Origin of the sequence: Desulfomicrobium apsheronum (genome assembly GCF_900114115.1) — a bacterium.
Taxonomy (GTDB): domain Bacteria; phylum Desulfobacterota; class Desulfovibrionia; order Desulfovibrionales; family Desulfomicrobiaceae; genus Desulfomicrobium; species Desulfomicrobium apsheronum.
Window position 1 is genome coordinate 43,033 of record NZ_FORX01000005.1, and the last position, 11,477, is coordinate 54,509.

An 11,477-nucleotide genomic window follows, 5' to 3' on the forward strand; every position below is an offset into this window, starting at 1 on the left:
GCATTTCGTCAAGAGCTGGAGACCAATCTTACCGAGTTGCCTTGAGGTTATCCAGGGAAGGAAAAAAGACGGAAAAAAATTGACGCGACCAACACTTGGCAATATTGCCAATTAAAAAAGGAGACGCACATGCTCGTGCACCTGCACCCGACCAGGGAAGATTTCGAGGCTCGAGCCTCGGTCATGAAGGCCCTGGCGCACCCGACCCGCCTCATGATGATCGAGGAGCTCTCGCGTGGCGAACGCTGCGTCCGCGAGCTGCGTGACCTGGCCGACCGCGATCTGTCTACGGTTTCCAAGCATCTCTCGATCCTGAAGGACGCAGGTATAGTGGAGGACGACAAGCGGGGTAAACAGGTTTTCTATCGTCTGCGCGTGCCGTGTGTCCTGCATTTCTTTCATTGCCTGGACTCGGTGCTCACGGCCCGGGACAGGCTGGCAGGCCGTTGAAAAACGGCGATCTGCTGCGTCAGCGAAAAAAACCAGACCGCTTATGTATGCGCGATACACCGCACGTCCTGGTTTTTTTCGCTTCCTTGCATCACACCTTTTTTGAACGGCCTGCAAATTTTGAATTTTCAAGGCAGTTCAGGCAAAACTGATTCTTGGCCGTCAGGCCAATCGTAACATCAACTGTTCAAGGAGCTGTCATGAAAAAAGTTCACGTCATGGGCCCAGGCTGCCCCAAATGCACCGAAACCTTCAAGATCGTTGAAGCGGCCATTGCCGAAACCGGCGTGGAAGCCAGCCTCGAAAAAGTCACGGACTTCACCGAGATCTCAAAGTTCGGCGTGTTCACCACCCCCGCCGTAGCCGTGGACGGCACGGTCAAGGTCATGGGCAAGGTGCCCAAGAAGGCCGACGTGGTGGCCTGGCTGACCGCCTAGCCCTTTTCGGCTACGGCGCCATCATGCCTTCCCGACAGATTTCGGGCAGAAAGCTCCGCCACGGATAACTTGGTTCCTTATCCCGCATCTTCTTCTTTCTTCGAGGTTTGCTGCATGAAAATTCTTCGCCTTTTTCTCGCCATCGCATTCCTGGCCACGGCTTCGTCGGCCCTGGCCTCGCCTTCTTCGCTCATTTCCGGCGACCCGCAGGAAGTGCCCATCAAGGGCATGGTCACCATGGTCGACGTCGGGGCCAAGGCCTGCATTCCGTGCAAGATGATGATCCCGGTCATCGAGTCCCTGTCCGAGGAGTACGAAGGGCGGGCCGCCATCGTTTTCATCGACGTCTGGAAGAACCCGGACGAGACCCCGAAATTCGGCCTTCGCGCCATCCCGACCCAGATTTTCTATGACAAGGACGGCAAGGAAGTCATGCGCCACGAAGGATACTTTTCCAAAGAGGAGATCATCAAGGTTCTGACCAAGCTCGGAGTGGAATAATGGACCAGTTTCTGATCCTTATCCACGAGTGGATGGGGTCCGGCGTGGGCCTGGCGGCGCTGGGCTGTTTTCTATGGGGCGTGGTCAGCGTGCTCTTCAGTCCATGCCACCTGGCTTCCATCCCCCTCATCGTCGGCTACGTGGCCGGTCAGGACAGGCTGGTAGAAGGACGGCAGGCCGCGCTGTATGCAGGCCTTTTCACCTTCGGGCTTTTTCTGACCATCGCAGCCATCGGCGTGATCTGCGCCCTGCTCGGCCGCATGCTCGGCGACGTTGGCCCATACTGGACCATCGTCGTCGGGCTCATTCTGTTGTGGGTGGCCATGGACATGCTGGGCATCGCCAAATGCTCCATGGGCGGAAACCTCATGGGTCGATTCAAACTGCGCGGCATGGGCGGAGCCTTCGTGCTGGGCCTGGCCTACGGAGTCCTGTCGGGTTCCTGCACCTTCGGTTTCATCGCGCCAATCCTGGCCGTCATCACGGTGCAGGAAAAGATCGCGACCGGCATTCTGCTCATCATCCTCTTCGGCCTTGGGCACTGCATCCCCATCGTCATCGCCGGCAGCTCCACCGCCCTGGTGCGCCGCCTCATGGCCAACGCCTCCTGGCAACGCGGCGGCACGGCCTTCCGGCGCCTGGCCGGAATTCTCATTGGCCTCATGGGCATCTACTTCATCGCCCGGCCGTTTCTGCCAGCCTGAACATCCTGGCGTTAAAAGATCTTGTCTTTCATCGGGCAAGATCTTTTTTTCGCGTTGACATATCCACCTATACGGATATGAATATCTTATGTTTACACCCAATTCGACGGCCCAACGCCTGGCTTCCACTCTCGCCACGACGCTGGCATCCAACAAAGTTATCCTTTTGATCCAAAAGAATAGCTCCTTCCTCAGACCTTCATTTTATCTATCCGCTGCTGTGTCGTTGCCGCACACGCAACGCTCTTCAAAAACACAGATTCAATACACAGTTCCCGAATCCATTTTTTTCGTATATGGGCCTTGCTATCCCTCGTCATCAAAATCAGAGGAGGATTTTCAACGCTCAACAAGCATAATCTCCCGCCATCGAACCCCAGCGCAACTCAACGGAGGAGAATACAATGAGGATCTTGCCCAAGGAAGACTTGCTGATGCGCATGCAGCGCGATCTCGCCCGCTCCCTGGCCGGCGATCATGCGTCCATCAAATGGGCCATGGTCATCGACCTGGCAAAATGCGTGGGCTGCCATGCCTGCACCGTGGCCTGCGTGGCCGAGAACAAACTTCCTCCCGGCGTGGTCTATCGCCCGGTGACAGAAGAGGAGATCGGCACCTACCCCAACGTCCGCCGCAGGTTCGTGCCCCGGCCCTGTCTGCAGTGTCAGAATCCACCCTGCGTCAAGGTCTGTCCGGTCACGGCCACCTACAAGGACGCCCAGGGTATCACCGTCATGGACTACGACCGCTGCATCGGCTGCCGCTACTGTCTGGTGGCCTGCCCCTACGCGGCCAGAACCTCGGATTTCGGCGAGTGGTACACCAAGGGCACTCCCGAAGAACCGGGCAAGATCGTTGGCAAGTCTCTGTGTTCAGAGAGCTACGAGCTGCATCCTGCCAAGGAATACGGTAAAGACTGGCCCGAGAGGAGACGCAGTTCACCCATCGGCAACGCCCGCAAATGCCATTTCTGCAAGCACCGCCTGGCCGAGGGCATGCTCCCCGCCTGCGTGACCACCTGCATCGGCCGCGCCACCTTTTTCGGCAACCGCAATGACCCGGAAAGCCTCGTCTCGGAACTCCTGGCCGACCCGCGGGTCTTTGTTCTCAAGCCGGAACTGAGCACCAAACCAGCCGTGTACTACCTGAAGTAAGGAGGACCCATGAAATACAAATACTTCATCCCGCTCCTCATCCTGGCTCTGGTCGGCCTGGCCGCCGGAGCCGTCGGGCTGGTGGACAGATTCCAGCACGGCCTGAACCCCACTGCCCTGGGCTCCTACATCCCCTGGGGTCTGTGGGTCGCCTTCTACCTGCTGTTCCTTGGCCTGTCCGCCGGGGCGTTCCTGGTGACCATCATGACCTATTTTCTGGGCATGAAACAGTTTGAACGCATTGGCCCGCTCTCGGCCTTCGTGGTCCTGGTGGCGCTCATCTGCGAGGTACAGTTCATCCTGCTCGATCTGGGCCAGTGGCACCGTGCCCTTTACCAGTTCTTCCTCACCCCCAGCTTCACCTCGATGCTGACATGGATGTTCGTGCTCTTCAACGCCATGCTCGTCATCTACGCCCTGAAGACCTTCTTCCTCATCCGTGGCGATCTGGTGCGCTGGTCCAGGGATCCTGAAAAGGGGGGCCTGCGCGGGCTCTACGGCCTGCTGGCATTCGGCAAGCCGGAATACACCAGTGCCGACCGCGAAAAAGACATGCACAAGGTGCACGTACTGGCCAAGATCAGTCTGCCCGTGGGCCTCATCTTCTATGGCACCAACGGCGCATTCTTCGCGGTGCTGCTCGGCCGGCCGGTCTGGAACAGCGCCATGACTCCGCTCCTGTTCGTGGTCGCGGCCCTGCTCTCCGGCGGCGCGCTCATCGCCTTCCTGACCTACATATTCCGCCAGAAGGATCCGCTGAACCCCTACGGACTCTGCTATGAGGACCGCATCTGCCTCGATCTGGGCAAGGTCATCCTCTTTCTTCTGATCGTCTTTCTGGCGCTCGAAGGCATGCAGTTCTTCGTCGGCTACCAGACCGCCACCATCGCCGTGCTCACCAGCCTCGACCTCATCGTCAAGGGCCCGCACTGGTGGGTGTTCTGGATCGTGCACATCCTGATCGGCAGCCTTATCCCGCTGCTGCTCCTCGTCTTCCGCGCTGGCGACGTGAAATCCGTGGCCCTGGCCTGTTTCCTGATCTTCATCACTTTCGCGGCGGTGCGCTACAACTTCGTCATCCCTGACCTGGCCGTGTACAAGCTCGAAGGCCTGGAAGCCACCTTCGCCCATCCGCGCCTGCGCACCGACTATGTGCCCAACCTGAACGAATGGCTGGTCAGCCTGTGGATCATCTCCACTGGCCTGGTGGTCATGCTCCTGGGTACGCGCTTTTTGCCCATCGTCACCGAGAACGGAGGTACCGACCATGCCTAGCAAGGCCATCAAGAACCCCACTGCCCCGGCTGCGAGGGGTGTGGATCGCAGAGACTTCCTCAAATACTCTGCACTCATCGGAGGCTCCGTGGCTGCCTGTGGGGCCATAGGCCCTTTCCTCGGCACGGCGAAAGAAGCCGACGCTGCCATCCTGGGCAACTCGGCCTACACTCACCACATACCCGAGAACCAGCTCTACTCCTGCTGTCAGCAGTGCAACACCAACTGCGGCATCAAGGTCAAGCTGCGCGACGGTGTGATCGAGAAAATAGAGGGCAACCCCTTCAACCCCTGGAACATGACGCCGCAGATTCCGGAAAACACGCCCATAGCCGAGGCGGCCCTGATCGAAGGATCCCTCTGTCCCAAAGGCCATTCGGGCATCCAGACCCTGTATGACCCTTATCGCATCGTGCAGGTCCTGAAGCGCACGGGCAAACGCGGCGAGAACAAGTGGAAGACCCTTCCCTTCGATCAGGCCGTGCAGGAGATCGTGAACGGCGGAGACCTCTTCGGAGAAGGCCTGGTGGAAGGCCTCAAAGACATTGTCACCTTGCGCGACCCGAAGATCGCCGCGGCTCTGGCTGACGACGCAAAACTCGTGGCCGGGAAGAAGCTGACCATCGAGGAATTCAAGACCAAACACGCAGACAACCTGCATCACCTGATCGATCCCGACCACCCGGACCTGGGGCCCAAAAACAACCAGTTCTGCTTCAACTGGGGGCGCATCAAGAACGGACGCGGCGACCTGATCAAGGACTTCTTCAGCAAAGCCTGCGGATCCGTGAACTACCACGGCCACACCACGGTCTGCCAGGGCTCCCTGTACTTCTCGGGCAGGGCCATGAGCGACCAGTTCAACGAGGGCAAGTTCACCGGCGGCAGCAAGTTCTACTGGCAGGCGGACACGGGCAACGCCGAGTTCTGCATCTTTGTCGGCGCCAACCCCTTCGAGGCCAACTACGGGCCGCCCCTGCGCGTGCAGAAGATCACGGAAGGCACTGTCGACGGACGCATGAAGATCGCGGTCATCGACCCGCGCTGCTCCAAGACCGCCTCGCGGGCCTGGAAATGGCTGCCCGTGGAACCGGTCAACGGCGTCCCGGCCATCGCCATGGCCCTCATCCAGTGGATCATCGACAACAAGCGCTATGACGCCCGCTATCTGGCCAACGCCAACAAGGGCGCGTCAAAGAAGGATGGCGAACCGACCTGGAGCCAGGCCGCCTGGCTGGTCAGGATCGGCGATGACGGCACACCCGGCAAATACCTGCGCGGCTCGGACCTGGGTCTGGAAAAGGAGATCCGGCCGACCAAGAAGGATGGCGAGTGGGAATTCGACGCCTTCGCGACCCTGTTTGAAGGCCAGCCCGTGTTCTTCGATCCCAATGACGAGACCAACCCCGTGGAAGGCGAGCTATTCGTCGACACGACGCTGGAAAACGGTATCCGGGTGAAGAGCGTGCTGCAGATCATCATGGAAGAGGCCAAAGCCAAATCTATCGAGGAGTGGTGCACCATTGCTGGCGTGAACGAGGGCGACGTGATCGAAATCGCCAAGGAGTTCACCAGTCACGGCAAGAAGGCCGTGGCCGATCTGCACCGTGGCGTATCCCAGCACACGGGCGGATTCTACAACGTCTGCGCCTGGTACTTGGTCAACTGCCTCATCGGCAACATCGGCTGGCAGGGCGGGCTATGTAAGGCCACGACACACAACTACAAAGGCGACCGCCCGGGCAAGCCCTTTGACATGACTAAGCAGTACAAGGGCGGGATCAAGAACTTTGGCATTAACATCATCCGTCACAGCGCGGTCTACGACAAAACCACCCTGTTCGAAGGCTTTCCGGCCAAGCGCACCTGGTACCCCTTCTCCACGGACATCTACCAGGAAGTCATCCCCAGCATCGGGGACATGTACCCCTATCAGGTCAAGGCCCTGCTCCTGTACATGGGCGCTCCCAACTATTCCCTGCCCTCGGGGCACACGCTGGCCGAGATCCTGACCGAGACCAAGAAGCTGCCACTCTTCATTGCCTCTGACATCGTCATCGGCGAGACGAGCATGTACGCGGACTACATATTCCCCGACACCACCTACTTGGAACGCTGGGAATTCCCCGGCGCGCACCCCTCGGTAGCGCCAAAGGTCTTCCCCATTCGCCAGCCCGTTGTGGCACCGCTCACGCCAAACGTGACGGTCTTCGGGGAAGAGATGCCCATGAACATGGAGTCCATGATCCTCGCCTTTGCTGAAAAGCTCGGTGTTCCAGGCTACGGGGAAGATGTCTTCGGACCGGGCAAACCCATGAAGCGCGAGGAGGACATGTACCTGCGCATGGTCGCCAACGTGGCCTTCGGCGACAAGGAAGACGGCTCCGACAAAGTGCCCGCCGCCGACGCCGAGGAGATCCGCATCTTCGTGGAGTCCAGGCGGCACCTGCCGGGGACGGTCTTCGACGCGGATCGCTGGAAGGCCATCGTCGGCGAGGAACTCTGGCCCCATGTGGTCTACGTGCTGAACCGAGGCGGCCGCTTCCAGGGCTATGCCGAGGCCTACAAGAACGAACAGCTGGTCAACGCCTACAACAAGATGGTCGGCCTTTACTTTGAAAATATGGTCACCACCAAGCACTCCATGACCGGCAAGCCCTTCGTGCCTCACGCGGCTTTCATGCCCGGCCCCACGGACTGCGCAGGCAACCTCATCGACGACCGGGCGGCAGGCTTCGACATGACGCTCATCACCTACAAATTCATCACCCAGACCAAGAGCCGGACCATCGGCAATTATTGGCTCAACGCCGTCTACCCGGAGAACTTCGTAGAGATCTCCACCAGTGATGCCCGACGCATGGACCTCCAAAATGGCGACATGGTGCGCGTTGTTTCCGCCACCAATCCTGAAGGCGTCTGGGATCTGGGCAACGGTACCAAGGTGCCCATGATCGGCAAGGTCAAGGCCCTGGAGGGCATCCGACCCGGCGTAGTCGCCTTCTCCCTTGGCCATGGACACTGGGCCCAGGGCTCCATACCGTTCGAGATCGACGGCAAGACCATCACCATGGATGCGCGGCGCGCCAAGGGATTCCATGCCAACGCGGCCATGCGCGTGGACCCCATCCTCGGCAACACGACCTTGAGCGACGTGGTCGGCGGCAGCGCCGTCTTCTACCAAAGCCAGGTTAAGCTGGTTAAGGAGTAACTCTCCTCCCTCCCCCTTCCGGCGGCGGAAGCGAAGCTTCGCTTCCGCCGCCATTCATTACGTTCCAGATACATACTCTAAAGAAGAAGTTGACATATTTGCCCATGCGGATATGTTCACTCTCTAGAGCGCACCGCTGCGGCGCTCAAAGCCCAGGCCGAGGAGGAGTCATCCCTGCAAAAGAACAAGCTTGAAGCTCTGAAGACGGAACTTCCTCTCAAAAGTGTCTGCGCAGATGACGATAAAAGTTAATTTTTGTTCCGCGACGCCAAGATGTCACTTTCCGGTGACGGACTTGGCCCACAGTCCCGGAAAGGGAACTGGGCTACCATAAAAAAAACCGGACCATCGCTTTAAGGAGACATTCGCCCATGACGAAAGAAACCACCGCCGGAATCAGCTTTTTCGAAAAGAACCTGACGCTCTGGGTTGCCCTTTGCATGGTCGCAGGAGTGCTCATCGGAAAATTCCTCCCTGCCGTCCCGGCATTCCTGAGCAAGTTCGAATACGCCAAGGTCTCCATACCCATTGCGGTGCTGATCTGGTTCATGATCTACCCCATGATGATGAAGGTCGATTTTGCCAGCGTAAAAAACGTGGGCAAAAATCCGAGTGGCCTCTACCTGACCTGGATTGTGAACTGGCTGATCAAACCCTTTTCCATGTTCGCCATCGCGGGATTTTTCTTTTTCGTGGTCTTTGCGCCCTTCATAGAGCCCGAACTGGCCCGAGAGTACTTGGCCGGGGCCATCCTGCTCGGCGCCGCTCCGTGCACAGCCATGGTCTTCGTCTGGAGTCATCTGACCCGGGGCAACCCGGCCTATACAGTGGTCCAGGTGGCTACCAACGATCTCATCATCCTGGTGGCCTTCACCCCCATCGTGGCCTTCCTGCTTGGAGTGAGCGGCGTGACCATTCCCTGGAACACCCTGCTCCTGTCCGTGGTGCTATTTGTGGTCATTCCCCTGGCCGGAGGCGTGCTGACCCGCAAGCATGTCATCAAAAGCAAGGGGCTGGATTACTTTAATAACACCTTCATCCCCAAGTTCAACAATGCCACCATCGTCGGCCTGCTCCTGACCTTGGTGCTCATCTTCTCCTTCCAGGGCGAGGTCATTCTCGGCAACCCGCTGCACATCCTGCTCATCGCCATCCCGCTCATCATCCAAACCGTGCTCATCTTCTTCATCGCCTACCTGGGCGCAAGAAAGATGAAACTCTGCCACAGCATCGCCGCCCCGGCGGGAATGATCGGCGCGTCCAATTTCTTCGAGCTGGCCGTGGCCGTGGCCATCACTCTTTTCGGTGCCTCATCCCCGGTGGTTCTGGCCACCATCGTCGGTGTACTGGTGGAAGTTCCGGTCATGCTGGCGCTGGTCAAATACGCCAACCGCACCACAAGCTGGTTCCCGGACCTGCGGGCCTGACGGCCATCATCGCACGGATGCATCAACAAAAACTCCATAAACAATTTCCGGGCGGCTTCTCACGAAACCGCCCGGAAATTTTTCATCTGCCCAGCCAGACTTTGAACCTGATTTCCGATCTTATCAATTCACGCCATGCAATTGCTCCATGGTGCGGGCCACTGCGCTCAGGCTGAAGTTGCTGAGCATATGCACGGGTTTCTTGAATTTCTTGCCCAGGCTCTTGACCTTCAGGCACGCGCCGTGGCTGTTGCAGTTGACCGGGCAGAGGACCAGATCCGCCCGCTGCACGCTGCTTTCGAGCCCCTTGCCCCCTGATTTCATGTGTCCGGCGTGGTATTCGAAGACGCCACCGCGCTCCTCGATCAGCCTGCGATAGGACTTCTCCATGCGCTCGATGCCACCGACGATGAGCACCCGCTTCTTGCAGAGGTCGTAGGAGGGACAGCTCGGGCTGCATTTTCCGCCCTTGCAGTCTCCGTCCATACAGGACGTTGGAACCCGCTCCTCCGCCTGGTGGGACATAAAAGTTCGGGACCGGGAAAGGCCGGAGTTCCCGGAACGCAGGACGGCGCCTTCCTTTTCCGCGACTGACATCTTCATCCAAAACCCCCCTCGCTTCGCGCATCACCCTACTGCCGGATACGGCACCAAATTGATGCGTCACGCATGCTTTTTTTCCAAACGGAGCGCCTGACTGCAAATGATCCTGAGCCACGGCGTTATGCCTGAGGCCTGTTCTTTCAAATTAGACATATCTAATAAATTAACACCCACCTATCCCGTTGGATTCAGCCTTGTCAACAATCAACAGTGCATGTTCCGGCAAAAAATCACAAAAGCGACGCAAACATAAAATTTAACATGACTAATGAAATTCCCTGCAAATCGTCTTCATTCCTGCGCGTGATCCGTGAACACCACCGCGTCCTTCAAACAGGTCAAAAGCCTGGCCGGACAGGCTGATACCGGCATCGAGGCGTCGCCAAACTTCCTGAACGCCTCGCGCTTTGCCTCGCCGGTGATAAGAAGCACTCCGGTCTGCGCGGTGAGCATGAGCGACAGGGACGAACTCATCCGTTCCGGAGGCGGCTTTGGCGAGTCGTCCATAACGATGAAACCGTGATGCGGATCGGTCACGGAGTGATGGTCCGGAAACAGGGCCCCGACGTGACCGTCCTCGCCGGAACTGAGCAGGATGATGTCGTAGCGGAATCCCAGTCGCGCAAGCACGTCCTCGTAAGCCAGTGTTCCGCGATCTGGAACGGTCGTGTCCAGAATGAAGGGGTGGGCGTTTTCCGGAGATATTCCGCCTTCACGCGCCAGCGGGGTGATGAGATGATCCCGGAGCAGCTTGAAATTGCTGTCGGGATGATCGATTGGGACAAGTCTCTCGTCAATGATGAAGAAATGAACCCGGTTCCAATCGAGCGACTCCGTGCGCATCGTGTCAAAAACCTTCACAACGCTCCTCCCGCCGGGCACCGCGATGTTCACGGTGGCATGCACGGCCAGGGCATCCCGAAGCTTTTGGCAAAGGTGCCGGGCAGCCCGCTGCAGGAGCAGATCGGTATCCTTTTCTTTTATTATCGTGAGCATGAACTGTGTCCTTTCAAAACAAATTCAAGCCAAAAAGCGGCTATCGAACCTCTCTCGAATCCTGAACCATTTTGGAGCGTCGCGTCTGCGGAAAAATCGCAATCGCCGATGATCCAGCGTACTTAATAACCCGTATCAGTTCAAAATAACAAGAGGAGTTGTTCCCAGCAAAGGTCTGACATACTGCGACCGGCATGAAACCGGTCAACAACATTCACGACAATCTGTTCAGATATACCATGAGCCACAGCAATGTGGCCGCCGACTTTTTGCGCCATTACCTGCCTTCGGAAGTGACCGACAATTTGCGCCTCGACACCCTGGCCATCGCCAAGGATACCTTTGTGGACACGGATCAGCGGGAGCACTATTCGGACCTGCTTTACACGGTCCTCCTGAAAGGAGGCACCTCGGCGTTCGTCTATTTCCTGTTTGAGCACAAAAGCCGGCCCGACCGTTTCGTTGCGCTCCAGGTTCTACGCTACATGGTCGAAATCTGGGAACTGCACCGCAAGCAGCAGAAAAAATCAAAGACCCTGCCGCTCATCATCCCCATCGTCGTCTATCATGGCAAAAATGCTCAAAAAGCATCAAGACTTGCCGATTTGATCGAACTTCCGGACATGAAGTGCAACGCCTACGTGCCGCACTTCGACCTCGCGTTTTACGATTTTTCGCCTGCATCCGATGAAAAAATCAAGGGAGCCATCACCCTGCGC

The 11,477-nt window shown here is 58.0% G+C and carries 11 protein-coding genes; 9 read left to right on the top strand and 2 right to left on the bottom strand.

Annotated elements, in window-relative coordinates; genetic code table 11:
* Nucleotides 1-129 precede the first annotated feature (129 nt).
* From BMZ40_RS06910 to arsB, 8 genes are all read left to right on the top strand, one after another.
* A complete protein-coding gene (locus BMZ40_RS06910) occupies nt 130-450 on the top strand; it encodes an ArsR/SmtB family transcription factor (protein ID WP_092373449.1) in 321 nt (106 codons plus the stop codon).
* Nucleotides 451-650: 200 nt separating this feature from the next.
* A complete protein-coding gene (locus tag BMZ40_RS06915; RefSeq protein WP_092373451.1) occupies nt 651-887 on the top strand; it encodes a thioredoxin family protein in 237 nt (78 codons plus the stop codon).
* Nucleotides 888-1,001: 114 nt separating this feature from the next.
* Nucleotides 1,002-1,388, top strand: a complete 387-nt coding sequence (locus BMZ40_RS06920; RefSeq protein WP_092373453.1) for a thioredoxin family protein — start codon at nt 1,002-1,004, stop codon at nt 1,386-1,388.
* Entirely contained in the window at nt 1,388-2,092 is a 705-nt protein-coding gene (locus tag BMZ40_RS06925) for a cytochrome c biogenesis CcdA family protein (RefSeq protein WP_177193052.1), read from the top strand. The genes BMZ40_RS06920 and BMZ40_RS06925 overlap by 1 nt, the downstream gene beginning before the upstream one ends.
* 404 nt (nt 2,093-2,496) lie before the next feature.
* Nucleotides 2,497-3,246, top strand: a complete 750-nt coding sequence (locus BMZ40_RS06930; protein ID WP_092373457.1) for a 4Fe-4S dicluster domain-containing protein — start codon at nt 2,497-2,499, stop codon at nt 3,244-3,246.
* A gap of 9 nt (nt 3,247-3,255) precedes the next feature.
* The gene (gene nrfD / locus BMZ40_RS06935) at nt 3,256-4,521 is read left to right on the top strand and encodes an NrfD/PsrC family molybdoenzyme membrane anchor subunit (protein ID WP_092373459.1); all 1,266 of its coding nucleotides are present in this window, start codon (nt 3,256-3,258) and stop codon (nt 4,519-4,521) included.
* The gene (locus tag BMZ40_RS06940) at nt 4,514-7,732 is read left to right on the top strand and encodes a molybdopterin-dependent oxidoreductase (RefSeq protein WP_092373461.1); all 3,219 of its coding nucleotides are present in this window, start codon (nt 4,514-4,516) and stop codon (nt 7,730-7,732) included. The genes nrfD and BMZ40_RS06940 overlap by 8 nt, the downstream gene beginning before the upstream one ends.
* A 371-nt stretch (nt 7,733-8,103) precedes the next feature.
* The gene (gene arsB / locus BMZ40_RS06945; protein WP_092373463.1) at nt 8,104-9,159 is read left to right on the top strand and encodes an ACR3 family arsenite efflux transporter; all 1,056 of its coding nucleotides are present in this window, start codon (nt 8,104-8,106) and stop codon (nt 9,157-9,159) included.
* 123 nt (nt 9,160-9,282) lie between these two features.
* On the opposite strand, the gene BMZ40_RS06950 is transcribed toward arsB, so the two are convergent.
* Together BMZ40_RS06950 and pgl are read right to left on the bottom strand one after the other, a co-directional pair.
* A complete protein-coding gene (locus tag BMZ40_RS06950) occupies nt 9,283-9,762 on the bottom strand; it encodes a DUF2325 domain-containing protein (protein WP_092373465.1) in 480 nt (159 codons plus the stop codon).
* Nucleotides 9,763-10,053: 291 nt separating this feature from the next.
* A complete protein-coding gene (gene pgl / locus BMZ40_RS06955; RefSeq protein ID WP_092373467.1) occupies nt 10,054-10,758 on the bottom strand; it encodes a 6-phosphogluconolactonase in 705 nt (234 codons plus the stop codon).
* 194 nt (nt 10,759-10,952) lie between these two features.
* On the opposite strand from pgl, the gene BMZ40_RS06960 reads away from it, so the two are divergent.
* A partial coding sequence (locus BMZ40_RS06960) for an Rpn family recombination-promoting nuclease/putative transposase (protein WP_143075573.1) occupies nt 10,953-11,477 on the top strand: 525 nt, incomplete at its 3' end.